Annotated in this window: 25 protein-coding genes and 1 tRNA gene; 7 read left to right on the top strand and 19 right to left on the bottom strand. The window is 63.3% G+C overall.

The annotated features are described in order from the left end of the window. Positions 1 to 50: 50 nt before the first annotated feature. Complete coding sequence (locus tag ACMGFL_RS10450; protein WP_436935485.1) at positions 51 to 1,127, top strand: M20/M25/M40 family metallo-hydrolase; 1,077 nt, start codon at positions 51 to 53, stop codon at positions 1,125 to 1,127. A 69-nt stretch (positions 1,128 to 1,196) separates the two neighbouring features. On the opposite strand, the gene ACMGFL_RS10455 is transcribed toward ACMGFL_RS10450, so the two are convergent. After that, positions 1,197 to 1,634 (bottom strand): fasciclin domain-containing protein, encoded by a 438-nt coding sequence (locus ACMGFL_RS10455; RefSeq protein ID WP_436935486.1) that lies wholly within the window; start codon positions 1,632 to 1,634, stop codon positions 1,197 to 1,199. Between the two features lie 337 nt (positions 1,635 to 1,971). On the opposite strand from ACMGFL_RS10455, the gene ACMGFL_RS10460 reads away from it, so the two are divergent. Genes ACMGFL_RS10460 through purF form a run of 3 tightly spaced genes read left to right on the top strand, consistent with a single transcriptional unit; the run spans position 1,972 to position 3,777 of the window. Continuing rightward, positions 1,972 to 2,166: an LSM domain-containing protein gene (locus tag ACMGFL_RS10460; RefSeq protein ID WP_436935487.1), complete on the top strand. Its 195-nt coding sequence runs from the start codon at positions 1,972 to 1,974 to the stop codon at positions 2,164 to 2,166. Further along, positions 2,163 to 2,333 carry a 50S ribosomal protein L37e gene (locus ACMGFL_RS10465; RefSeq protein ID WP_436935488.1) on the top strand — a complete coding sequence of 57 codons (171 nt, stop codon included), beginning with the start codon at positions 2,163 to 2,165 and terminating at the stop codon, positions 2,331 to 2,333. Before ACMGFL_RS10460 ends, ACMGFL_RS10465 begins: the two co-directional genes overlap by 4 nt. 1 nt (position 2,334) lies before the next feature. Beyond that, positions 2,335 to 3,777: an amidophosphoribosyltransferase gene (gene purF, locus ACMGFL_RS10470; protein WP_436935489.1), complete on the top strand. Its 1,443-nt coding sequence runs from the start codon at positions 2,335 to 2,337 to the stop codon at positions 3,775 to 3,777. A 20-nt stretch (positions 3,778 to 3,797) separates the two neighbouring features. On the opposite strand, the gene ACMGFL_RS10475 is transcribed toward purF, so the two are convergent. Together ACMGFL_RS10475 and ACMGFL_RS10480 are read right to left on the bottom strand one after the other, a co-directional pair. Further along, complete coding sequence (locus ACMGFL_RS10475) at positions 3,798 to 4,934, bottom strand: GAF domain-containing sensor histidine kinase (RefSeq protein ID WP_436935490.1); 1,137 nt, start codon at positions 4,932 to 4,934, stop codon at positions 3,798 to 3,800. A gap of 105 nt (positions 4,935 to 5,039) precedes the next feature. Next, positions 5,040 to 5,591 (bottom strand): DUF420 domain-containing protein, encoded by a 552-nt coding sequence (locus tag ACMGFL_RS10480; protein WP_436935491.1) that lies wholly within the window; start codon positions 5,589 to 5,591, stop codon positions 5,040 to 5,042. A gap of 132 nt (positions 5,592 to 5,723) precedes the next feature. Between ACMGFL_RS10480 and ACMGFL_RS10485 the strand changes: the two genes are divergently transcribed. Further along, complete coding sequence (locus tag ACMGFL_RS10485) at positions 5,724 to 5,960, top strand: hypothetical protein (protein ID WP_436935492.1); 237 nt, start codon at positions 5,724 to 5,726, stop codon at positions 5,958 to 5,960. Positions 5,961 to 6,040: 80 nt separating this feature from the next. Here the strand turns inward: ACMGFL_RS10485 and ACMGFL_RS10490 are convergent, their stop codons facing one another. The 3 genes from ACMGFL_RS10490 to ACMGFL_RS10500 all read right to left on the bottom strand — a co-directional run bounded on the left by ACMGFL_RS10490 (position 6,041) and on the right by ACMGFL_RS10500 (position 9,042). Further along, complete coding sequence (locus tag ACMGFL_RS10490) at positions 6,041 to 8,305, bottom strand: CDC48 family AAA ATPase (protein WP_436935493.1); 2,265 nt, start codon at positions 8,303 to 8,305, stop codon at positions 6,041 to 6,043. Further along, positions 8,302 to 8,532 (bottom strand): DUF7127 family protein, encoded by a 231-nt coding sequence (locus tag ACMGFL_RS10495; RefSeq protein ID WP_436935494.1) that lies wholly within the window; start codon positions 8,530 to 8,532, stop codon positions 8,302 to 8,304. The genes ACMGFL_RS10490 and ACMGFL_RS10495 overlap by 4 nt, the downstream gene beginning before the upstream one ends. A gap of 126 nt (positions 8,533 to 8,658) precedes the next feature. Then, entirely contained in the window at positions 8,659 to 9,042 is a 384-nt protein-coding gene (locus ACMGFL_RS10500; RefSeq protein WP_436935495.1) for a DUF4260 domain-containing protein, read from the bottom strand. 137 nt (positions 9,043 to 9,179) lie between these two features. On the opposite strand from ACMGFL_RS10500, the gene ACMGFL_RS10505 reads away from it, so the two are divergent. After that, positions 9,180 to 9,407 carry a DUF5822 domain-containing protein gene (locus ACMGFL_RS10505; protein WP_436936440.1) on the top strand — a complete coding sequence of 76 codons (228 nt, stop codon included), beginning with the start codon at positions 9,180 to 9,182 and terminating at the stop codon, positions 9,405 to 9,407. A 6-nt stretch (positions 9,408 to 9,413) separates the two neighbouring features. Here the strand turns inward: ACMGFL_RS10505 and ACMGFL_RS10510 are convergent, their stop codons facing one another. Both ACMGFL_RS10510 and ACMGFL_RS10515 read right to left on the bottom strand, forming a co-directional pair. Continuing rightward, positions 9,414 to 9,950 (bottom strand): HAD family hydrolase, encoded by a 537-nt coding sequence (locus ACMGFL_RS10510; protein WP_436935496.1) that lies wholly within the window; start codon positions 9,948 to 9,950, stop codon positions 9,414 to 9,416. 55 nt (positions 9,951 to 10,005) lie between these two features. Next, a complete protein-coding gene (locus ACMGFL_RS10515) occupies positions 10,006 to 10,497 on the bottom strand; it encodes a helix-turn-helix domain-containing protein (protein WP_436935497.1) in 492 nt (163 codons plus the stop codon). A 98-nt stretch (positions 10,498 to 10,595) separates the two neighbouring features. Here ACMGFL_RS10515 and ACMGFL_RS10520 point away from each other — a divergent pair. Beyond that, positions 10,596 to 10,680 (top strand) — tRNA-Leu (locus tag ACMGFL_RS10520). Between the two features lie 126 nt (positions 10,681 to 10,806). Here the strand turns inward: ACMGFL_RS10520 and ACMGFL_RS10525 are convergent. The 11 genes from ACMGFL_RS10525 to ACMGFL_RS10575 all read right to left on the bottom strand — a co-directional run bounded on the left by ACMGFL_RS10525 (position 10,807) and on the right by ACMGFL_RS10575 (position 22,006). Then, positions 10,807 to 12,153, bottom strand: a complete 1,347-nt coding sequence (locus tag ACMGFL_RS10525) for a hypothetical protein (RefSeq protein ID WP_436935498.1) — start codon at positions 12,151 to 12,153, stop codon at positions 10,807 to 10,809. Between the two features lie 52 nt (positions 12,154 to 12,205). After that, complete coding sequence (gene hisD / locus ACMGFL_RS10530) at positions 12,206 to 13,483, bottom strand: histidinol dehydrogenase (protein WP_436935499.1); 1,278 nt, start codon at positions 13,481 to 13,483, stop codon at positions 12,206 to 12,208. 143 nt (positions 13,484 to 13,626) lie between these two features. Continuing rightward, entirely contained in the window at positions 13,627 to 15,429 is a 1,803-nt protein-coding gene (locus ACMGFL_RS10535; RefSeq protein WP_436936441.1) for a Na(+)/H(+) antiporter subunit D, read from the bottom strand. Beyond that, positions 15,426 to 17,087 carry a proton-conducting transporter transmembrane domain-containing protein gene (locus ACMGFL_RS10540; protein WP_436935500.1) on the bottom strand — a complete coding sequence of 554 codons (1,662 nt, stop codon included), beginning with the start codon at positions 17,085 to 17,087 and terminating at the stop codon, positions 15,426 to 15,428. Before ACMGFL_RS10540 ends, ACMGFL_RS10535 begins: the two co-directional genes overlap by 4 nt. Then, on the bottom strand, positions 17,084 to 18,736 hold the full coding sequence (locus ACMGFL_RS10545) for a monovalent cation/H+ antiporter subunit D family protein (protein ID WP_436935501.1): 1,653 nt from the start codon (positions 18,734 to 18,736) through the stop codon (positions 17,084 to 17,086). The genes ACMGFL_RS10540 and ACMGFL_RS10545 overlap by 4 nt, the downstream gene beginning before the upstream one ends. After that, positions 18,729 to 19,112, bottom strand: a complete 384-nt coding sequence (locus ACMGFL_RS10550) for a cation:proton antiporter subunit C (protein ID WP_436935502.1) — start codon at positions 19,110 to 19,112, stop codon at positions 18,729 to 18,731. The genes ACMGFL_RS10545 and ACMGFL_RS10550 overlap by 8 nt, the downstream gene beginning before the upstream one ends. Beyond that, the gene (locus ACMGFL_RS10555) at positions 19,105 to 19,575 is read right to left on the bottom strand and encodes an MnhB domain-containing protein (protein ID WP_436935503.1); all 471 of its coding nucleotides are present in this window, start codon (positions 19,573 to 19,575) and stop codon (positions 19,105 to 19,107) included. Before ACMGFL_RS10555 ends, ACMGFL_RS10550 begins: the two co-directional genes overlap by 8 nt. Further along, the gene (locus ACMGFL_RS10560; RefSeq protein ID WP_436935504.1) at positions 19,568 to 20,119 is read right to left on the bottom strand and encodes a DUF4040 domain-containing protein; all 552 of its coding nucleotides are present in this window, start codon (positions 20,117 to 20,119) and stop codon (positions 19,568 to 19,570) included. The genes ACMGFL_RS10555 and ACMGFL_RS10560 overlap by 8 nt, the downstream gene beginning before the upstream one ends. After that, the gene (gene mnhG, locus ACMGFL_RS10565; RefSeq protein WP_436935505.1) at positions 20,116 to 20,568 is read right to left on the bottom strand and encodes a monovalent cation/H(+) antiporter subunit G; all 453 of its coding nucleotides are present in this window, start codon (positions 20,566 to 20,568) and stop codon (positions 20,116 to 20,118) included. Before mnhG ends, ACMGFL_RS10560 begins: the two co-directional genes overlap by 4 nt. Next, positions 20,565 to 20,864 (bottom strand): cation:proton antiporter, encoded by a 300-nt coding sequence (locus ACMGFL_RS10570; RefSeq protein ID WP_436936442.1) that lies wholly within the window; start codon positions 20,862 to 20,864, stop codon positions 20,565 to 20,567. Before ACMGFL_RS10570 ends, mnhG begins: the two co-directional genes overlap by 4 nt. 20 nt (positions 20,865 to 20,884) lie before the next feature. Then, complete coding sequence (locus ACMGFL_RS10575; RefSeq protein WP_436935506.1) at positions 20,885 to 22,006, bottom strand: monovalent cation/H+ antiporter subunit E; 1,122 nt, start codon at positions 22,004 to 22,006, stop codon at positions 20,885 to 20,887. Between the last annotated feature and the right edge of the window lie 130 nt (positions 22,007 to 22,136).

Below are 22,136 nucleotides of genomic sequence, written 5' to 3' on the forward strand. Positions count from 1 at the left end.
TGCTGCATTCGGACCCGAGGTTTCACGGAGGACGGTACCGAACTGGCCCCATGGATCAGTCCCACCGCGAGTTTCTGGAGCGACTCCTCGAAACGCCGAGCCCATCGGGTTTCGAAACGGCAGGACAGCGCGTCTGGATCGACTACGTCTCCTCGTTTTCCGACACCGTTCGCACCGACGAGTACGGCAACGCCGTCGCGACAGTCGAGGGCGACGGCCCGACGGTAGCGATGACTGGCCACGGGGACGAAATCGGGTTTATCGTTCGGGACATCACCGAGGACGGCTATCTCAAACTCAATCGGATCGGCGGGTCGGACAAGTCAGTCTCGCGTGGTCAACACGTGACAGTCCAGACGGCGGACGGCCCCGTCTCGGGCGTCATCGGCCAGACCGCGATCCACCTCCGAGACGCGGACGACGAGGAACCGACAGAGATCACGAAGCAGTACGTCGATATCGGTGCCGAAGACAGGGAGGAAGCGACCGAACTGGTCGAGCGCGGCGACCCGATAACGGTCGCCCAGCGCGTCACCGACCTGGCTGGCGACCGGATCGCAGCACGCGGACTCGACAACCGCATCGGCACGTGGGCGGCCGCCGAGGGGTTGCGCCGGGCGGCCGAGCGCGGCACAGAGGCGACAGTCTGTGCGGTCAGTACCGTCCAGGAGGAGGTCGGTCTCAAGGGCGCACAGATGGTCGGATTCGAACTTGACCCCGACGCCGTTATCGTCGTCGACGTGACTCACGCGACCGACGGGCCGGAGACGCCGGGCGATCGAACGACCGGCGTCGAACTCGGCGGCGGGCCCGCCGTCTCCCGCGGCGGGTCGAACCATCCACGACTCGTCGAGGCTATCCGGTCAGTCGCGAGTGACGAGGACGTGCCCGTCCAGTTGCAGGCGACCGGGATCCGCACTGCCACCGACGCCGACGCCTTCTTCACGTCGCGCGGTGGCATCCCGTCGCTGTATCTCGGCGTGCCCAATCGGTACATGCACACGCCAGTCGAGATGATCGATCTGTCGGATCTGGACGCGACTGCCGACGTTCTCGGCCACTGGGCGAGTCAGGCCCACGAGTTCGAGTACACAGTCGATGTCGGCGGGACGCATCAACGAGAGTAAGCGAGGCTGTATGCTGCAGCAGATCTGGACGCCACGTTCTTATTGCCCGGATAACAGAGTGGCGTGTCCCTACGGCAGCAATACGGTATTGATCGCGTGAATGACGCCGTTCGAGGCTTCGATGTCCGTCGCAGCGATCGAATCGCTCAGTTCCGTTTCGACGTCGATTCGTGCGCCGTTCAGTGTGGGTATCATCGAAGCGTTGACGACCGACCGCGCGTACCGTCGGCCCGGTGTGACGTGATACGTCAGGATACTCAACAGTTGAGCGTCATCGACACCACCGACTTCGTCTGCGTCGATACCCAACACGTTTTCAAAGGCTTCGTCGGTGGGGGCGAACACCGTCAGCTGGCGGTTCCCACTGAGAGTGTCAACCAGATCGGCTTCTATCACGGCTGCGATCAGGGTGTCGAACTTCTCGGCGAACGGGCCGCTTTTATTGAGTGCAATCGCGGTCTCGACGAGGTTCTTTTCCGCGCTTGCTCCTCTTTTCCGTCCCGGCATCGCACTCGCCGTACCGGTACCACCAGCGAACAATACGGTAGCACTGCCAACTGTCTTCAATACCGTCCTCCGGTCTAGCTTGTCGGGCATACCAGTACGTCGGTTAGGAGTCAGACTGTATTACTAAGAACGTCCTATAGACAAAGGGGTGTTAATAATATCGTCCTACAATTAATACGAGATCCGTACTGATGCTCAGAACATCGTCTGAACAAACGAACAGCCGGAGAGTATGACATCCGAGGATCAGCCTCGCCAATCGAGGCACCTGTGGTGTGCGGTTGCACGGAGGGGATGAGCCGGTACGCTTAAGCACCCGTCGCCACCGGATAGAGGTATGAGTGACACGGGCAACCGGCCGCTGGACGTGCTCGAATCCTCGGTCGGGACGAGCGTGACCGTGCTGTTGAAAGACGGCGAGAAGTACGAGGGCGAACTGGTCGGCTACGACCAGCATATGAACCTCGTCGTCGAGGACGAGAAAGACACAACGATTATACGCGGTGACAACGTCGTATCCATACGTCCATGACGACAGGAACGTCAAGTCAGGGCAAGAAAAACACGACGACACACGTGAAATGTCGCCGCTGTGGCGAGAAGTCATATCACGTCAAGAAGAAGGTCTGTTCGTCGTGTGGATTCGGCAAGTCGGCAAAGCGCCGCGACTACGCCTGGGAAAGCAAAGCTGGCGAATAAAATGCACGAAAAGTGTGGTGTCGTCGGCATCTCACTCGAAGAACGCGACGCCGCCCACCCTATCTACTACGCGCTCTATGCCTTGCAGCACCGCGGCCAGGAATCGGCCGGGATGGTAACTCACGACGGCTTTCAGCAACACCAGCACGTCGAGATGGGATTGGTCGGTGACGCCTTTCGACCGGAGGACATCGACGCGCTGAACGGTTCGAACGGGATCGGACACGTTCGATATCCGACCGCTGGTGGTGTCAACGCCTCTTGCGCACAGCCGTTTTCTGTCTCCTTCAAGAGCGGGTCGCTCGGTCTCTCGCACAACGGCAACCTCGTCAACGCCGACGAGGTTCGCGAGGAACTGGCCGAACTCGGCCACGCCTTTACCTCGTCGGGAGATACGGAAGTCATCGCACACGACCTGGCGCGGAATCTCTTAGAGGAGGATCTGGTTCGCGCGGTGAAATCGACGATGCAGCGCATCCACGGGTCGTACTCGCTGACGATCATGCACGACGAGACGGTCCTCGGCGTGCGCGACCCACAGGGCAATCGGCCGCTCTGTCTCGGCAAACTCGAAGACGGGTACGTCCTCGCATCGGAATCGGCAGCCATCGACACGCTCGACGGCGAAATCGTCCGCGACGTCAAGCCGGGCGAACTGATCGTCCTCAAGCCAGACGGAAGCGGCTACGACACGTATCAACTGGTCGAGCGCGAGCAGACCGCACACTGCTTTTTCGAACACGTCTACTTCGCCCGGCCCGATTCGGTTATCGACGACGAACTGGTCTACGAGGTGCGCCGTGAACTCGGCCGCAGACTCTGGGCGGACTCGGGCATCGAGACTGACGTCGTGATGCCCGTGCCCGACTCGGGGCGGGCGTTCGCCTCGGGCTACGCCGAGGCAGCGGGCGAAGATGGCGCGAAGACGGAGTTCGCCGAGGGGCTGATGAAAAACCGCTACGTCGGCCGCACGTTCATCATGCCGACACAGGACGAACGCGAGCGCGCCGTTCGGCTCAAACTCAATCCGATAAAGTCAACGATAGAGGGCAAGACTGTCACCGTCATCGACGACTCCGTCGTCAGGGGAACGACTTCGACACAGCTCGTCGAACTACTCCGTGACGCCGGTGCCGAGGAGGTGCACGTCCGCGTCGGCTCGCCGCCGATCATCTCCCCGTGTTACATGGGGATCGATATGGCGAGTCGCGAGGAACTCATCGCATCAGACCGGTCCGTCGAGGACATCGAGGCAGAAATCGGCGCTGACAGCGTCTCCTATCTCTCTATCGACGCCATCGTCGACGCGCTCGGCAAGTCCGAAAGCGACCTGTGTCTCGGCTGTGTGACGGGCAAGTACCCCTACGACATCGACGGCGAGGAGCGCGACAGAGACGTGACTCGTCCGGTCATCGGAAGCGAGCGCGCGAGCGCCGACGACTGACCGCCAGTCACGACAGTCGTTCACGGGGAGTTGCTCACCACGACGTTACTGACCTCGAAGCGCGCGCCACCCTCTCGTCCATCTGTGACTCGGACAGTCCAGTCGTGAGCGGAGGCGATGCCCTCTACGATGGCGAGTCCGATCCCGAGTCCGTCGTCGCCTGTCGAACAGCCAACCTCGAATATCTCCTCGCTCTTCGCGTCGGGGATCCCCGGGCCGTCATCTTCGACGTAGAACCCGTCACCATCCGAAAGCGGGCCGAGCCAGACCGTTATGTCGGTCCCGCCGTGTTCTTTGCTGTTCCGAAAGAGATTCTCGAAGAGCTGCTGGACTCGCTCGGGGTCCGCGCGGAACTGCAGGTCCTCCTCGACGACGAGATTCGCATCGGCAGTCGCAACCGATTCCCAGCAGTTGGCGGCGATTGCAGCGAGTGAGACCTCCGTCGTCTCCTCGACGTGCTGGCCCTGTCTCGCCATCGTGAGCACATCCGTGATGAGTGACTCCATTCGGTCGAGCGCGCTCGACGCGATTGCCAGATGTTCGCTGTCGGCGTCCTGTGCGAGATCGACTCGCAACTGTGCCACGTTCAGCGGATTACGTAGGTCGTGGCTGAGCACGCTCGCGAACTGGTCGAGGCGCTCAATTTTCGCCTCGGTCTGCTGTCGCTGGAGTTCGTGTTCGAGCGTCCGGGCGATCAGTTCAGCAAACAGCGTTTCGTCGTCGGTGAACGGACGGTCTCGCGGCCCTGTGGAGACGAAACACACTGTCCCGTACACCTCATCGTCGAGAAAGACGGGAGTGCCGTGATAGCAGTACAGTTCGTGTGTCTCGAATGCAGGGTCGTCCTCCCACCCCTGGTCAGGTGCGTCATGGAGTGCAATCGACTCCCCCTGCGCGACGGTTCGGCGGCAGTACGTGGTCTTGAGATCGAGGATGAGTCCGGGCGGAAACTGACCGTCCTCGGGGTCGGTGCTCGCGGTTGCCTTCCAGTACTCGCTGTCCGGCTCGATCCTGGTGAGATGGCCGTTTTCGACCCCGAGATACTGCTCTCCGACCGCGAGTGCGTGCTCGGCCGTTTCCTCGAACGAACAGTCGCGCTGAAGCACGTCGTAGAGGTCACGTCGGGCCTGAACCCAATCAACTGATTCCTGACTCATAATCCTCTCAGCCTGCGGTGGATGTCTCTGTTGAACGCGGACACATTTGAATGGTATGTAAATTGCGTCGTATTGCAGTCAAACAGCCAATAGTACGAGCGGAGCTCAAAAGACCAGATACAGCATCGCGTAGACGACGATTCCGAGCGCGAAGGAGACGAGCCACAGCACCGCCGCAATCCGTCCGAGGCGGGGATGAGCAGTCTCGGGCAGTTCGCTCACGTCGTGTGTGCTCGCGATCAACAGCGCGGCGTAGACGAAGGGCAGACAGACGATAGCGAGCAGGATGTGAACCGCAAGCACCGGCAGATAGACGAACTGATGCACCCAGTCCGGGCCGGTGAAAGCAGTTGGCCCTTCGAGAGAAACCCGGTAGAGGTACAGAAGCAGGAAGGCTCCAAAGAGCGCAGCGCTCGCGAGCATCGCCCGCCGATGCGTGCTGACGTTCCCCCGCTTGATGGCACGAACGCCGGACAGAATCGTGACAATTGCAAGCACGCTGATGGCCGCGTTGAGATGTGGAATCGCCGGGAGGAGCCACCCTATCTCGGGAAGTTCCGGAGCGACGCCTCTGACTGCGCTGAACACCAGAACGAGCGAAACGGCCGTGAGCAGCGCGGTCAGTTCCCGGATCCGCTCCCGAGCAGTCAGTTCCATGTCTCGGGATATGGCACCGAACGCCTATGTGTTGTGATCGACGGGCGCTGTTGGCTCTTCCGGGTAGAGAACAGCCCAGAGAGGTGACCGTGATGAAGAGAATACAAGTGGCTGGCTGACAGATTTCCGGACATGGATCCGGAAGACCTCCTCGAATTCGGCGTGCTGTTCGGTGGCTTCGAGATTATCGAGGGACTTCTCGCAATCGGTGCAGTACTCGTCGTCCTCGCCGTACTCGTCGGCGCGGTCATGTTCCTTGATTTCGGTGTGACGACGATTCTCGTGACGGGGGCGCTGATGGCGGGGTCAGCGATTGCTGGCGGCATCGCTGGCATGAAAGCAGAACGGCTCCGCGGAAAACACTTCTAAATCGGAGAGAGATTGCAAGTCAGTCAGCGTGAAGGGGGTCGGTGAACCGACCGATCTCAATCGACAAGGGCGGAACGCGGTCAGTGGAACGTGCGACCGACCTGTTCCTCATCGCCCGGTTGCGGTTCAGCCTGCGTGAACCGCTCTTCGATCTCCTCGTACTGTTCGCGGGTGTCCTCGGTGACGCTCGGCTGGACCTCTTTGAGCGCCTGCTCGAAGTGGTCGCTGGTCACGCGGACGTTGCCGACGGTTTCGTCGACGTCGTCGGGGTCGACGCTGTTGATGAACTCCCGGCTGGCTGCCATCGAGGCCTCGCGACAGACCGCCTCGATATCCGCGCCGACGTAGCCGTCGGTGCGGTCGGCCAGGTCGTCGAGATCCACGTCGTCGGCGAGCGGTTTGTCGCGGGTGTGCACCGCGAAGATTTTCCGGCGTGCCTCGGCATCGGGGACGGGCACGTGAATGTGTCTGTCGAGTCGGCCCGGTCGGAGCAGCGCCGCATCGATCAGGTCGGGGCGGTTCGTCGTCGCGATGACGACCACGTCTTCGAGTTCTTCGAGGCCGTCGAGTTCGGTCAGCAGCTGTGAGACGACGCGCTCACCGACACCCGAATCGCCCGAGTGTCGGCCGCGCTCGCCCGCGATGGAGTCAATTTCGTCGAAGAACACCACCGTCGGTGCGTTCGCGCGCGCCTTCTCGAATATCTCGCGGACGCCCTTCTCGCTCTCGCCGACGTACTTGTTGAGCAGCTCCGGCCCCTTGATGGAGATGAAGTTGCTCTGTGCCTCGTTGGCGATGGCCTTCGCGAGCAGCGTCTTGCCGGTCCCCGGCGGCCCGTACATCAGGACACCCTTCGCGGCCTGCATGTCCATCTGTCGGAACACCTCGGGGTACTCGAGGGGCCACTGGATCGTCTCGCGGAGACGCTCTTTGGTGTCTTCGAGACCGCCGACCGAATCCCAGGTGACGTCGGGAACCTCGACGAACACCTCGCGGAGCGCCGACGGCTCGATGCCCTTCATTGCCTGCTTGAAGTCGTCAGCGGTGACTTCGAGCTGTTCTAAGGTCTCGGCGTCGATCTCGTCTTCTTCCAGGTCGAGTTCCGGGCGGATGCGTCTGAGCGCGTTCATCGCCGCTTCCTTGGCGAGTTGGGCGAGGTCAGCGCCGACGAATCCGTGCGTGTTGTCGGCGTACTGGTCGAGGTCGATCTGTTCGTCGAGGGGCATCCCGCGGGTGTGGACCTGCAGGATCTCCTTGCGGCCTTCCTTGTCCGGAACACCGACCTCGATTTCGCGGTCGAACCGGCCGCCACGGCGGAGTGCGGGGTCGATGGCGTCGACGCGGTTGGTCGCGCCGATGACGATCACGTCACCGCGCTCGTCGAGGCCGTCCATCAGGGAGAGCAGTTGCGCGACAACACGCCGCTCGACGTCACCGGACGTTTCGCCGCGTTCGGGCGCGATGGAGTCGATTTCGTCGATGAAGACCACGGCGGGCGCGTTCTCCTCGGCCTCCTCGAAGACCTCGCGAAGCTGTTCTTCGCTCTCGCCGTAGTACTTGGACATGATCTCCGGGCCGGAGATGTCCGTGAAGTAGGCGTCGATCTCGTTTGCGACCGCGCGGGCCATCAGCGTCTTGCCGGTGCCCGGCGGGCCGTGCAGGAGAACGCCTTTCGGCGGTTCGATGCCGAGTTGCTGAAACAGTTCCGGGTGGCGCATCGGCAGTTCGACCATCTCGCGGACCTGTTCGAGTTCGTCGTCGAGGCCGCCGATGTCCTCGTAGGTCACGTCCGGCGTCTCGCGGCCGCCCTCCTCGCGGTCCGTGAGCTGTTCGGCTGGCTGTTCGCTGATCTCGATGTCCGTCGAGTCGGTGACGACGACTGTTCCAGAGGGTTCCGTGGACGCGATTTTTAGCGGAATGCGTTGACCGGACATCGACGACAGCGGGCCGAGGCCGAAGGAAACAGGTACAGTCTGCCCCTCGGTGACGGCCTGTCCGCTCAGATTCTGTCGGATCATCGGGCCGACGTTGCCCCGAACTCGAAGGTTCTGTGGCAGTGCGACCGAGAGTCGCGTCGCGGGCTGCACGTCAGCGCCCTCGACGTCGACGGTGTCGTCGATGCCAGCGCCGACCTCCTTGCGCAATCGGCCGTCGATGCGAACGACGCCGCGGCCACTATCCTCAGGGTAGCCGGGCCAGACGCGAGCGACAGTCCGTCCGGAATCGCCTTCGAGGAGGATGTAGTCGCCGTTTTCGAGTCCCATCTTCGACATCGCCTGTCGGTCGATGGCCGCCAGTCCGCGACCGGCGTCTTTCTGTTTCAGCGGCTTGACAGTTAATCTCATTCGTTCACCTCAACAGTAAGGATTCCGTTGTTGATAAGTGCTCGTCCATCGGCGTCCAGATCGATATCGTACTGGTCGTCGTCGGTAACGACGATCACGGTCCCGTCGACAATCTCAGCCGAGGCGTCAGTCTCAGGGCCGAGATCCGCGATCAGTTCCACACCGTCGTCACGCTCGATGCGACGCGCATCGATCCCACGCTCTGCGAACCGCTCTGTCACAGTCATACTAACTACAAGTAATCTCTGCAAGTATATAAATATTTCGGTAAAATTGAGGGGACGTGAGCGAAATAGCGTGGAGTTCTATGATTGCGGTTCACAGAAGAATTCGGCGTCGATTCACCGCAAGAGTCAGTCGGACTCTGTGAGTGCCTGGAGTGGGGCTGGCTGAGTCGACAGATGGGTCTCTTTGAATCCGGTTTCGAACTTCAGGCCGTAGCCGACGAGTCGGTCAGCGCCGATGTGGCCCGCCCAGATAAGCGCCACGAGCAGTGCCATTCGATGGTCGACCCGGAACCCGACAGCACCGAGAATCAAGGGGAGCGTATAGGTGTGAACGAGATTGTAACTGTAACTCCCGATACGAGGACCGCCGAGATACCCGATCATAGACAGGTCCGGCGCTAACGCCAGAACGAGCAACAGCCAGATGGGTCCATCGAGCGTGAAGTAGCCGCCAAGCGCGACGCCGAGGACAGCCAACCCTTCGACTCGCAGAATCGTGCGTGGATCCATGTTCGTTGATTCGGAGCGATCCGTAATAATTATTGGCGAGGACGGATCGGCACATCCTTACTCGCGCAGGGAAACGCACAGGTGTGACACCCGAGGTTACGCACACCGATCCGGAGGGAGTCGATTACGGGTGGGTGATGCAGGTGACCTTTCTCGCGACGATTCTGGTCGGCGCACCAGTCGTCGCGCTCGCGTCGCTGTTTGTGACATTACCCGACTGGGGAGCGCGCGCGGAATTTGCGATCCGGGTCGGTGCGCTCGTCTGGTTTCTGACCGGCCTCTCCGTGTATCTCTACGCGCGCAAGTATCGAGACGAGGACGAGACGGACAGCGAAGAACAGGACGCAGCCGCGGACGCGGAGTGACTCGTCTCAGACGCGCTGTCGGTCGCTGACGTACTGGAAATCCACGCCCGCGCGCTCGGCAGTGATCGCATCGCTCTCGGAGTCTCCGATAAACAGTGACTGCGTCGGTTCGGCACCGAGTCCCCGGATGGCTTCGAGCAGCGGTTCGGGGTCGGGTTTGCGCGTGCTGACGGTATCGCGGCCGACGATTGCGCCAACGTGGCTGTCCAGCCCGTGCAGTTCGAGGGCGATTCGGGCCGACGCCTCGCAGTTGAGCGAGCAGACGCCGACTGGTACCGACGCGGGCAACTCGTCAGCGAGGGCGAGGCGCCTCGAACTGCGCGCGCCGTCGCGCTCGTGACGAACGAGTATCTCCTCGGCGGCCTCCCAGTGGCCAGCGTCCTCAGATCGTTCGAGCAGTTCCCAGACACTCGTCGTATCGACATCGACGCCGCGAGCGCGCAGCGCGCTCGCAATCTCCGTTCCGACGACGTCCCAGTCGACATCGAGATGGACGAGCGTTCCATCGAGGTCGTACACGAGTGCCTCGTACTCCCTGGTCACACGATAGTGTACGTCGCCAGAGCGCAAAGAGCCTGCGATTGGTGTGCCGGGCGGATTAGTCCTCGTCGACCAGTTCGACGTCGAGAAACGCTTCGAGTGCTTCGACGACTGACCCGCCGACACCGGCCTGCGCCGCCCGGCCCTGTTCGAGGGCGAGCAGGTCACTCTCCTCAACGCCGAGTTCCGTGGCGAGTTCTTCGAGCTGATAGCCAGCGGACTGTCGCGCTTCGGTGAGTCGCTCGTCGTATCCGGAGCGAAGATAGGGGAGCTGGTCGTCGTCGTAGTCAGCGCCGCTCTCCCAGTGGGTGGAGTCGCCTTTTGTTGCGTCGTGGACGCGGGCGGTGTTTTGCGCCGCTCGGCGCTTCCGGTCGCGCTCGCTGTCGTCGTCGGAGGAAGAGGACTGGTCGTCGTGCTGGTGACAGTCGCTGCAGACTTGGAGGGTCGCGCCCGCAACGGTCGCGGTCTGCAGGTCGACCCCGGAGGCACCGCAGAGCTCACAGCTATCGGCGGAGTCGACACCCCCGCTACCGGTCGAATATTTTGCCATAGCAGTTCTAGTCAATCCGCGGTATTTAAAATCCCGTTTTCCCCGCCCCGCAAACGAAAGTGCTTTTACTTCGCCGGGGGGAAAGGCGAATGCGAAGTGCGTGGGTAGCCAAGCCAGGCCAACGGCGCAGCGTTGAGGGCGCTGTCCCGTAGGGGTCCGCCGGTTCAAATCCGGTCCCACGCACTATCCGGTCACGAGCAAACCGCGAGTGGCCAGATGTGCTCGGTGCAATTCCCTGCCGGGAATCAGCACCCACGCAACTTTTCCCGATGCTACACGATCAGCGTCTCGTCCGAACTGTTCGAGCGGTTACGCGTCCGGTCCGTCAGCTTCGGTCAGTGTCACAGTTTCCCCGTCACCCCACCAGACGACACTGATCGAATAGTCGCTCGTGACGCCGAGGACGACTCGATGGCCAGCGGTCACACGACCGTTATCGTCGGTGGTTCCCTGCCAGGAGCCAGACCCAGTCTGGTCGACATCCCCGACGTCCGCAAATCCCGAGCCCCGGATCAGGAGATTCGACGCCTGAATCGACTCACCGGCGACGTGAGTGATCGTAAGCCGACCGCGGTCGTCGTCGGTGGATTCGTATTCGACTTCGAACTGCGCGGTCGGGTGGGTCCGCGCACTCGAATCGCCCAACTCGAAGAAGAATGGGCCGACCAGCAGATTCGATCCCAGTTCTGCCATCTGTTCAGTTGGCATCTGGACTTCGACCGACAGCGTCGAACCATCTGTCTCGTAGGTGAGTCCATTCGAGAGCGTAGTCACGTTCTCTGTCGAGACGTCGATTCGTCCTCTGTCGCTCTGTGCCGCTGCTTCGAGTTGAGAAACGAATCGGTCGATCTGTGCTTCGAGTGTTGTGGCATCCTCCGGACTGGCGGCCACGACTTCGGTCGTCAGGGTTCCGTCGTCACCGGTTGCAGAGAGAGATCCCCCGACCGAGGCAACCTCGACCGCTTCGTCTGGCGAGACTGAGGCGGTCGCCACTTCGTCCCCGGGGAGGGCGTAGGCAAACCGTCCGTAGCTGTCCTGGTTCTCGAAGACCTCGCGGAGGTCGTCGGACACCGCTTCAGCGTCGCCTTCCCGGAGGTCGACGAGCGTTTCGCCAACGGACGGCGACGTGACCGCAAAGACACCGTCTTCTAGTTCGACGACGATCGTCGTTGTGGACGCAAGGGTCGGTCGGTCACGATAGGTGCCTTCGGTCAACTCACCCGAGAGCTGTCTCCTCGCCTGCGCGAACACCAGTTCCCGGTCCCAGTCGGCCCACAGAATCGCGCCGTCGCCCGAGAGAGACTCGCCACGAAAGACGAGCAGGCTCGTTGCAGCACTGAGATCGAGTTCGGAGCGCTCCTTGAACCCGTCTAGTAGTGCGTCCACCGGTTCCATATCGAACGGCTGGCCCTGAATGCTCTCGTTGATCCCGTCGATGAGCGTATCGTCCGCGAGGACAGCCTCGATGTCGACATCGATCAGGAGTTCGGTTCCTGCTGGGATCTGCGAGAGCGATACCCGACTACCACCGCCGCCCCCGTCGTCACCATCGTCGAGCAGGCCAACACAGCCACTAAGGCTGCCAGCGGCGGCGACGCCGACTGCCGACAGCCCTGTCTGGAGAACGGTTCTGCGCGAGCGTTCTGAATCCCCCATACACGGGGTGAAACTGTCTGTATGAAATAATTTGCTGTTCCGAACGCCGGTCTCACTCCTCGCGGTCGAACCGGCGTTCGACGCTCTCAGCGTGACCTTCGAGGCCCTCGGTCCTGGCGAGCGTCGTAATCGTCTCCGCGAGGTCACCCAGCGAGTCCTCCGAGAGTCGCTGGACAGTCGTCGACCGGAGAAAGGTTTCGACGGAGAGGCCGCCGACACGGCGTGCGCTCCCGCCTGTGGGAAGAACGTGGTTCGGGCCGCTCGCGTAGTCACCGGCGGCGACCGGACTGAAGGACCCGAGAAAGACCGAGCCTGCGCTGTCGATGCGGTCCAGGAGTGCCTCGTCGTCCTCGGCAACGATGGTGAGGTGTTCGGCGGCGTACTCGTCGGCAAACAGCGCCGCCTCGCTCTGAGAGCGTGCGAGAAAGACGCCGCTCGCGTCGTTGGCGAGAGCCTCCTCGATGATCGACTCGCGTTCGCGCTCGGGGAGTTGGGCGTCGAGTTCGGCGAGAATAGCGTCTGCGAGTTCCTCGTCGTCAGTCACTGCGGCGACGGCCGAATCCGTGTCGTGTTCGGCCTGGGCGAGCATGTCCGCGGCGACGAGGTCCGGATCGGCGGTGCCGTCAGCGACGACGAGCAGTTCGCTCGGCCCGGCGAGAAAGTCGATTTCCACGTCGCCGCGGACGAGTGCCTTCGCCGCCGTCACCCAGCGATTGCCCGGCCCGACGACGACGTCGCAGGCGTCGACGGTATCGGTGCCATAGGCCAGCGCGGCAATCGCCTGCGCGCCGCCGACCTGATAGACGGCGTCGGCGCCAGCGATATCTATCGCGGCGAGCGTCGCGGGCGAAATCGTCTCGGCGGGCGGCGTCGCGACGGCGACGTGGTCGACGCCAGCGACCGTCGCGGGGATGACCCCCATCAGCGCGCTGGAGGGGTAGGCGGCGGTGCCGCCGGGTGCATACACCCCGGCCGTATCGAGCGGACGAAAGCGCCGTCCGAGTTCCCGCCCGTCGAAGTCCTCGCGCCAGTCGTCGGGGCGCTGGCGCTCGTGAAACGCGCGGATGTTCTCGGCGGCGGTTTCGATCGCTTCGAGGATGTCGTCGTCGAGTTCGTCGGCCGCTCGCGCGGCGCGGTCGGTGATGTCGATGTTGCCAACGCTCACGTCGTCGAACTCGGTGGCGAACTCCCGCAGAGCCACGTCGCCTTCCTCGCGAACGCGCTCGACGATGTCCGCAACGTCGTCGCGAACCGCGTCGATGCCGCCACCGCGCTCGAAGATAGCGACCCGCTCGCTCGGCTTCAGGTCACCGATAGACCGAATGTCCATACCAGTGCTATCGCTGGCGGACACTAACTGTTTGCTGTTCAGATCGCTCGGAGGCGAACGTGTTCAGCGTACTCCACGCCGAAGGTGTTCATACTGTCGGCTGTCACATCTCGAATATTTGTACGCACGTACAGCCGACAGTATCAGATGAGGACGAACAGCACGACAGTGAGCACCCCGGCGAGGATGAGTACGGACGTTCCGATGCCCGCCCTGAGCGAGAGGCGAGATGGGGGTTCTATCTCCGGGTTCTCGACGGGACGAACCGACTCCGGCAGCCACGCCGTCGTGCGCTGGGTCGCCTGCACCGGATTGCTCCCGGCCCAGTAGCACGTTCGGACGAGGCCAACGGCCGCGCGGTCGACCGCGGCGTACAGTTCCGTAACGCCGACGACGAGCACCCGCCCGCCGTAGAAGAACACTCGATTGTAGAGCGCGTCGATGTCTGGCACGCGACCGACGTGATGGAGCGGGCCACGGAGGATGGCAAAGCCGACCAATCCGGCGGCGGCGAGTGCGACCCCCTCACCGATGTGCGAGACGGTGAAGGTCGTGTACTCGTACTCGCCTTGGAAGGGCAACAGATCGAAGAGGAGGTTCGGAACGAGGCCAAAGAGCACACACAGCCCCGCGACCGAGACCAGCGCGACGCTCTGTCCCGTGTTGGCGTCCTTGACAGCGCCGTCGTAACTCCCCTCGATGAAGGCGAAGTAGCCGAGTTTGATGAAGGAGAGGAAGGTACCGACGCCGCCGAGCAGGAGGAGATACCACAACGCGTCGAGGTGTTTTTTGTGTGCTGCCCCGATGATCATCCCCTTCGAGACGAAGCCGTTGAAGCCGGGGAAGCCAGCGATGGACAGGGCCGCTATCGTGAAGGTGATCGCGGTGAGCGGCATCCGAACGCCCAGCCCACCGATGTCGTCGAGATTCTCCTTGCCCGTCCGGTAGATGATGACGCCGACGGTCATGAACAGCAGTGCCTTGTAGAGGATGTGGTTGAACACGTGACCGAACGCCCCAGCGGTCGCGAGCGCGTCGTAGTAGGTGTCCGGGCCGCCGTATCCGATCGCTGCGCCGCCGAGACCGACACCAGCGACCATATAGCCGACCTGCGACTGGATGTGATAGGAGAGCAGGCGGCGCATATCCGACTGGAGCAGGGCGGTAAAGGCCCCGAAGACGGCCATCGCACCGCCCATGTAGGCGATCCAGAGGTGCCCCTCGGGGAAGGCCCGGAACATCCCGTAGACGCCGGTCTTGGTGGTGTAGACACAGAGGAAGACACTCGCCGCGATGTGTGGTCGCGGGTAGGTGTCGGGAAGCCAGGCGTGCAGGCCGACGAAGCCGACGTTGACGCCGATGCCCAGCGCCGCGAGCGCGGCGGGGACGCCGCTCGCGATTCCAGGGTGTGCTTCGAAGGCGACGGCTCCAACCTCCGCATAGTGCCAGACGATAGCCGCGAGCAGGAGGCTGCCGCCGATGCCGTGCAGCACGGCGTACCGGAAGCCCGCCCGAACCGCGACGCCGCCGTAGTGCCACACGAGCAAGGTGGAGAACACGGCCATCAGCTCCCAGAAGAAGATCATCGTCAGCCAGTCGCCAGCGTAGACGGCGCCGAGGCTGGTCCCGACGTACGTGAGCGCATAGGCCGTCTGCGTGCTGTCGGCGTCGCTGGCATACGAGTAGAGGACAGCGACTGCGCCGATGAAGCCGAAGATCAGCGCCATCAGCCGCGAGAAGTCGTCGACGTTGTACAGCACCGCGTCGAACTGCCCGAACAGCGTGACGTCCAGATACGTCCCGGTCGACATCGTCCACGCGAGTACCACGACTGTGGCCGTGGCGAGGACGCCGACCGCGTGACCGATTCGGCGTGGAAGCACCGCGACGAGCAGCGCCGCCGCGAGCACGAGTATCGCCGGATGGACGAATTCGAGCACCATCAGGCGGTCACCCCCGCGACGATGACCTCGATGAGTTCGAGGAAGATGGCCTCGTAGGGAACAATACCGAGCACGAGCGACCCGGCGGCGATGGCGAGTATCGGCCCGAGCATGAGCCACGACCCCTCAGCGCCCCGCCAGCCGACCGACTCCCAGCCGTCGGGGCCGGGGCCGCCGTGGTGGTCGTGGTCATCCTCCGCTGCGTGAGGCTCACCACTATCGTCTGGCGCTTCCGTACCGCCGTCGGTCGCCGGTTCGCCCTCGGCGGGGCCGCCGCCGAGTCGCCCCTCGACGAGCGGTTTCGAGTCCGCGCTGTCGTGTGACTCGAAGAAGGCCCCGTAGACGATGGGCCAGAAGTACGCGATGTTGAGCACACCCGATATCAGCAACACGACGGCGAAAATCGACTGTCCGACCTCGACCGAGCCAGTCAGCAGGAACCACTTGCTGACGAATCCGGCGACCAGCGGGATGCCAGCCATCCCCGCGGCGGCGACGGCGAAGGCGCCCATCGTCAGCGGCATCCGCTTGCCGATGCCGTCCATCTCGCTGATGTAGTCGGTGTGGGTCTCGACGTGGATGATCCCGGCGCAGAAAAACAGCGTGAGTTTCATGAAGGCGTGTGCCGGGATGTGCAAGAGCGCCCCTTTGATCGCTGTCGGGCCGAGCACGCCCAGTCCGAGGACTATGTAGGAGAGTTGGCTGATCGTGGAGTAGGCGAGTCTGGCCTTGAGTCGGTCCTGTCTCAGCGCGATGATACTCGCGACGGTGAGTGTGAAGGCGGCGACGGCCGCGAGCACGACGCCGACACCAAGATCAGTCACGAGTTCCGGCTCGAACACTTCGAGTGTGAGCCGAGCGATGCCGAAGACGCCGCTTTTGACGACTGCGACGGCGTGGAGCAGGCCCGAGACGGGCGTCGGCGCGACCATCGCGTCGGGCAGCCAGGAGTGCATCGGCATCAGCGCCGCCTTCACGCCGAATCCGGCGGCGAGCAACCCGAAGGCCGCACGGGCGAGCGCCGGGTCCGAAGCGGCGAGTTCCGCGGCCGTCTCGCCGAAGGTGGTCGTTCCCGTCAGCACGAACACCAGCGCGGTTCCGGCGAGTACCAGTACACCGCCGCCGAAGAAGGTGTACGCGAGGTACTTCCGCCCCGCCGTCCGAGCCTCTTCGGTTTCGTCGTGTGCGACCAGCGGGTAGGTGGCGACCGACAGGAGTTCGTAAAAGAGGAAGATGGTCACCAGATTCTCGGCGAATGCGATGCCGACGGCCGCGGAGAGACTCGCGGCGAAGGCGGCGAAAAACCGTGTCTGCCCGTGTTCGTCGAGACCGCGCATGTATCCGGCCGCGTAGAACGCGGTGAAGACCCACAGGAGACTCGCGAGCGTCGCAAAGAGCATCCCAAGCGGGTCGGCCCGCAAGGCGAGTTCGACGCCGTCGAGACCGGGGAGGAACGTTCCCATCGACCAGCGGTACTCCGTGCCGCCGAGTACGCCCGGGAGCATGCTGGCGACGATGGCGAACTTCGTGACGGCAGCGAGCACCGACCACGATTCGCGGACGTTCGGACGTCGATGCGAGGCGATGATGAATGCGATGGCGACTGCTGACACGAGCACGGCGGCGACGGGTCGCGGGTCGGAAACGACAGTCTCGCTCATGAACTCACCTCCGGAGCGCTCTCGACGACGGCATCGGCGACCGGGTCGAGGGCCGTCGCCAGGTCAGCCCCGGCGAAGCCGAGTGCGACCGCGAGCGCCGCGGCGATCAGTGCGACTGCAACCATTCCAACTGGAACCTGCCGTTCGGTCGCGTCTGTGTCGTCAGTATCGTTCATAGTTTCATCCTGACCGCTGCCGTCAGTAGCGACTGTCTCAGAATCTGGCGAGTCAGCCGTGGTCTGTCCGGGGTCAAAGTAGAGTTTCTCGATGAGTCGAGCGACATACAGTAGCGAGAGAACGGTACTCACGAACACCACCGCAACGAGCGGCCAGATCTCTGACTGGACCGCACCGAGCGCGATGTACCACTTCCCGAGCAGGCCGACCGTCGGCGGGACACCGACGAGCGCCAACCCGAGGACGGCCAACGCCCCGGAGAGGAACGGGCGGCGCTTTGCGAGTCCGGCGTAGTCGCTGACGCGCCGGGCGTCGGTGGCGGCCGCGAGCGACCCCACAGTCGCGAAGAGGCCACCCTTGATGACGGCGTGACCGATCAGGTGAATGCCAGCGCCGTACACCGCAAACCGGGTGGCCTGCGGGCCAGCGGCCGGATGCACCGCGACGCCGACGGAGAGTATCACCAGTCCGAACTGCGCGACCGAGGAGTAGGCGAACATGCGCTTGACGCGGCGCTGTGTGGCGGCCAGCACACTCCCGGCGATGATGCTGATCGCCGCGAGCAGGAGGACGGCCTCGATTGCGATTGGGTTCACCGCGAAGAAGTCGGGCGTGAACACGAACCACGTGACCCGCGCGAAGGCGTAGGCGCTGACCGTCGAGACCAGCGCGGAGATGTGTACGGTCACCGCGTCGGGTGCCTCCGAGTAGGCCCCGGGTTGCCAGGTGTGAAGCGGGAAGATAGCGGCTTTCGTCGCTAGTCCCACTGCGATGAAGCCAAAGCCAGCGACGACGAGCGGGTCCCCGTAGAGCGCACCGTCGATCCAGCCTGGCTCGCCCGCGAGCGAGCGTGAAACGTCGACCATGTTGAGCGTGCCCGTCCGGACGTACAGATAGCCGACGCCGATCAGGTACAGCGACGCGCCGGTCGTCCCGATGATGAGATACTTGAGCGCGGCAACGGCCGCCTCGGGGTGGTCGCTGCTCGCGACCAGCGCGTACGTCGTGAGCCCGACGATTTCGAGGAAGACGAACATGTTGAACAGGTCGCCGGTGAGCGGAACACCCATCAGTCCGCCGGTGAGCATGAGATAGCCACTGTAGAAGGCGTTCCCACGGGGGCCGCGCGTGCGGGAGAAAGCGAGGACTGCGAGCGAAACGGCGGCGATCAGGACGACGAGCAGACCCGAGAGCGCGTCGCCGACGAGTTCGATTCCGACGATGAACTCGGAAGTCGTCCCGCCGAACTCGACGGAGTAGCGGCCGAACTCGCTCCCACCGAGGACGTGCACGATGCGCTCGCCGTCGACGTAGATCGTGTACGCGACCACCGACGCGAGCACAGCCTCGAGTGAGAGAGCGACCGCTGCGATGGACCAGCCGACGTCCTCTCGGAGGAGACCCAGCGCGAGCGGGAGCGTGGCCGCGAGAATCGGAACGACGATCAGCAGAGCGAGGAGCGTGTCAGTCATCGGAACGCACCTCCCGAAGGGTCTCTTCGTCAAGTGTGCCGTACTCGGAGTAGATGCGGACGATCAGCGCAAGCGCAACCGCAGTGAGAGCAATCCCGACGACGATTGCGGTGAGGACGATCACCTGCGGGAGCGGGCTGGCGTAGGGGTCGTACATCTCCGCCTCTTTCGGGATGATCGGGGACTGCGCTCGCTCGCCGTCGACCTCGGAGACGTAGGCGGTCGAGACGAAAAAGAGGAAAATCGCGGTCTGGAAGAGATTCAGCCCGATGACCTTCTTGACGAGGTTCGAACTCGCGACGACCATATAGAGACCGACGACGAGCAACGCGGCAAAGAGCACGTACGCGTAGCGGGTCGTGAGTAGGTCAATCATCCTCGGTCACCTCCTCGACCGGGTTCGGTCCGGCAGCGATGAGGAAAAAGAGGGCGATGACGACCCCAGCGACGATGGGTGCGACACCGGTGAGTTCGATCGCCTCAAGGCCCCACTTGGTCTTGATCCCCCAGGCGTCCTCGAAGAAGGGGTGTTCGAGGAAGTTGCGTCCGAACGCGACGGGGACGAGACCGATTATGGCGAACATCGCGACGCCACCGGCCGCAAGCACCGTGACGACCCGGTTCTGTATCCAGTCGCGGGTCGGTTCGATCCCGAAGGCGAAGGCGATCATCAGGATCGTGGCTCCGATGATCGCCCCGCCCTGAAAGCTTCCGCCGGGCGAGTTGGCACCGTGGAACATCGTAAAGAGACCGTACGTGAGCGAGAACGGAGAGACGACCCGGACAGTCGTCATGATGATCTCACTCTCGACGTAGGCCGAGCGCTGGGACTCACTCACCGGTGAACACCTCCCTGTTCAACACGACGAGCACCGCGACGCCAGCGGCGAAGACGACGGTCGCCTCGCCGAAGGTATCGAAGCCACGATACCCGGCGAGCACCGCTGTCACGGCGTTGGTGACGCCAGTCTGGTCGTACGCGTTCGCGATGTAGTGCTGGGTGACTGCGGGGTTCCACCACGCGATTGCCTCCCTGCTCGCGTCGCCCACGGCCGGGAACTCGGGGAACGTGGCGAGCAAGACGAGAAACAGCCCGCCCATCACGAACAGCGCTTTCAGGTTCGGGCGCTCGAACAGTGTGCCCCGACCCGACCGGACGGTCTTTGCGAGCGTGAGAACCATCAACAGCGTCGTCACGCCAGCACCGATAGCTGCCTCTGTCATCGCAACGTCGGGGGCGAGCAGGAAGGCATAGAAGATCGCCATACCGAGGCTGTAGGCCGCAAACACGACGATTGCGGCCAGCACATCCCGCAGGAGCGCCGTCGCGAGCGCGGTTGCCACGACGAAGGCAAACAGGGCGGCCTCGACGCCAGAGATCATCGGTCGACACCTCCCGTGGCATCGGACGTCGCCCCCGCTGAGCGGTCATCGGTCGTCGCGTCCGATTCAACCGTACTGTCTTCGTCCTGGAGTGTATCCTCATCCATCGATTCCTCGTAGAGCATCTGGTCGGTTCGGTCGTCGTCGGCACGCCACGGCTCGATCCCCTGCTCGTCGGCCGCACGCGAGATGGCGTGTGCGGCGGTCGGGTTCGTGACGAAGATGAAAAACAACAGCAGGACAGTCTTGATCGTCGTCGTCTCCCAGCCAAGCGAGAGCGCAACCGCGGCGAGGCCGAATCCTGCACCGAGCGTGTCCGCCTGTGAGGCGGTGTGAGCGCGCGAGTACACGTCGGGAAGTCGGAGCACGCCGACTGTCGAGACGAGTGTGAAGAAGAGTCCGGCGAGGACACAGCCGACGATTGCCGCAGTTCGGATGGTCTCGATCACAGCACACCACCTCGCTCGACGGTGAACTTCGAGATGGCCACCGCCATGAGGAAGTTGAGCAGGGCGTACACGAGCGCGATATCCAGCAGCGACGGCTCACCGAGTCCCGCACCGAGCAAGGCGAGCACGACCACCGTGTTCGTCCCGAGGACGTTCACCGCGAGAACGCGGTCCTGCGTGGTCGGCCCCTTCACAGCGCGATACAGCATCGCGACTGCGAGCAGCAGAAACACCGCCGCCGCGGTGAGAAACACGTCCGTTATCAGGTCCCCCGTGAGTGGTGCCGGTGCGCTCATCGGGACGGAGGCTATCGCACTCATCGCTCACCACCCCATGTGTCGTCAGCGGACTCTTGCTCCGGGTCATCCTCGTCGGGCGGGTTCTCGTCGGGCGGATGAAGCATCTCACAGGCGTCGCGCTCGCGCAACGACGGGATATTCATCGCCGTCCGGCCGTAGTAAATAAATCTGACTGCCCGTTCGAGACCGCCGTCGAAGAGGTCTTCCCTGGAAGCCGGAAGGAGCGTATGAACCTTCAGCGACCGGCCGCGGATCCGCACCGTGAGCGTCCCGGGCGTGAGCGTGATGCTGTTTGCGAGCGTGGTCACGGGCAGTCCACCCCAGACGGCGGGGGTGATTCGGGTCATGCGCGGGTCGATTGGGAGTCGGGGATGCAAAATCACGGCGGCGACCTGAACGTTCGCCTTGAGAATTTCCCAGAATAGATAGGGCACGTACACGACGAGTCTGAGCAGGTTCGCGAGCGAACGCAGGGAGGGGTCGCGGCTAAACGTGACCCGCGAGAGACTCACCGCCACGATAGTCGCGGAGATGGTCCCGGTCACGAGGTCGAGTGGGGTGAGCGTTCCGACGAGAATCTGGTAGAACAGAAAGGAGAGGCCAAAGAGCGCACCGACCTGAAGCGCGGTGCCGCCGATGTCGAGCGGCGCCCGGCGTGTCGGGACAGTAGCGGGGGCTTCCTCGATCTGACACTCGATGGCCCGACTCAGTTCGACCTCCAGCGGGCGGAGGAACGGCGCGCCGATTCCGGGGTCGTACTCCGGGTCGAGTATGATCCGGTCGATCCGGTGTTCGCGGGCGTCGTCTGCGAGAATCGCTGCGACGTCTTCGGGACTGAACAGATACACGTCCTGCCCGAGTTGGGCCGTCTCGACCGTGAGCTGGTCGGACTGCTCGCCAGCGTCCTCGCGCGCCCAGACGGTAACCCTGTTCAGCAACTCCGCGGCAGCGTCGGTCGCCGTTTCCTGGTCCTCGCGTCGAACGTCGTCCTGGTCGCCTCCGGCCTCCGGCGAGTGGACGTAGACGAAGCGAATGTATCCGGAATGGTCGTCCGACAGTGCGACGCGGACGGCGTACTCGACTGTCTGTCGCAGCGTCGCTGACTCTTCGACGGGGACGAGCAGGCGTTCATCCGACACCCTTCTGACACCTCCTGTTGACAGCGCTGTCGGGGACTCGCATAGTAGTGGCTCGTTATTCGACCCGTTGGGGCCCCCGGCGAAAACGATTTCGTTCTCAGGCGACGCGTCTGAGCGAGCGCCGCTCAGT

Origin of the sequence: Halovenus marina (genome assembly GCF_051414115.1) — an archaeon.
Classification (GTDB): Archaea; Halobacteriota; Halobacteria; order Halobacteriales; family Haloarculaceae; genus Halovenus; species Halovenus marina.

Bases quoted from the DNA above. Each gene is read 5' to 3' on its own strand.
- ACMGFL_RS10455 (WP_436935486.1), bottom strand. From the start codon at position 1,634: ATGCCGGGACGGAAAAGAGGAGCAAGCGCGGAAAAGAACCTCGTCGAG.
- ACMGFL_RS10545 (WP_436935501.1), bottom strand. From the start codon at position 18,736: ATGACTGACACGCTCCTCGCTCTGCTGATCGTCGTTCCGATTCTCGCG.
- ACMGFL_RS10515 (WP_436935497.1), bottom strand. From the start codon at position 10,497: ATGGCAAAATATTCGACCGGTAGCGGGGGTGTCGACTCCGCCGATAGC.
- ACMGFL_RS10525 (WP_436935498.1), bottom strand. From the start codon at position 12,153: ATGGGGGATTCAGAACGCTCGCGCAGAACCGTTCTCCAGACAGGGCTG.
- ACMGFL_RS10570 (WP_436936442.1), bottom strand. From the start codon at position 20,864: ATGAGCGCACCGGCACCACTCACGGGGGACCTGATAACGGACGTGTTT.
- ACMGFL_RS10460 (WP_436935487.1), top strand. From the start codon at position 1,972: ATGAGTGACACGGGCAACCGGCCGCTGGACGTGCTCGAATCCTCGGTC.
- ACMGFL_RS10540 (WP_436935500.1), bottom strand. From the start codon at position 17,087: ATGAGCGAGACTGTCGTTTCCGACCCGCGACCCGTCGCCGCCGTGCTC.
- ACMGFL_RS10465 (WP_436935488.1), top strand. From the start codon at position 2,163: ATGACGACAGGAACGTCAAGTCAGGGCAAGAAAAACACGACGACACAC.
- ACMGFL_RS10500 (WP_436935495.1), bottom strand. From the start codon at position 9,042: ATGGATCCACGCACGATTCTGCGAGTCGAAGGGTTGGCTGTCCTCGGC.
- purF (WP_436935489.1), top strand. From the start codon at position 2,335: ATGCACGAAAAGTGTGGTGTCGTCGGCATCTCACTCGAAGAACGCGAC.
- ACMGFL_RS10450 (WP_436935485.1), top strand. From the start codon at position 51: ATGGATCAGTCCCACCGCGAGTTTCTGGAGCGACTCCTCGAAACGCCG.
- ACMGFL_RS10560 (WP_436935504.1), bottom strand. From the start codon at position 20,119: ATGATCTCTGGCGTCGAGGCCGCCCTGTTTGCCTTCGTCGTGGCAACC.
- hisD (WP_436935499.1), bottom strand. From the start codon at position 13,483: ATGGACATTCGGTCTATCGGTGACCTGAAGCCGAGCGAGCGGGTCGCT.
- ACMGFL_RS10505 (WP_436936440.1), top strand. From the start codon at position 9,180: ATGCAGGTGACCTTTCTCGCGACGATTCTGGTCGGCGCACCAGTCGTC.
- ACMGFL_RS10490 (WP_436935493.1), bottom strand. From the start codon at position 8,305: ATGAGATTAACTGTCAAGCCGCTGAAACAGAAAGACGCCGGTCGCGGA.
- ACMGFL_RS10495 (WP_436935494.1), bottom strand. From the start codon at position 8,532: ATGACTGTGACAGAGCGGTTCGCAGAGCGTGGGATCGATGCGCGTCGC.
- ACMGFL_RS10485 (WP_436935492.1), top strand. From the start codon at position 5,724: ATGGATCCGGAAGACCTCCTCGAATTCGGCGTGCTGTTCGGTGGCTTC.
- ACMGFL_RS10480 (WP_436935491.1), bottom strand. From the start codon at position 5,591: ATGGAACTGACTGCTCGGGAGCGGATCCGGGAACTGACCGCGCTGCTC.
- ACMGFL_RS10550 (WP_436935502.1), bottom strand. From the start codon at position 19,112: ATGATTGACCTACTCACGACCCGCTACGCGTACGTGCTCTTTGCCGCG.
- ACMGFL_RS10475 (WP_436935490.1), bottom strand. From the start codon at position 4,934: ATGAGTCAGGAATCAGTTGATTGGGTTCAGGCCCGACGTGACCTCTAC.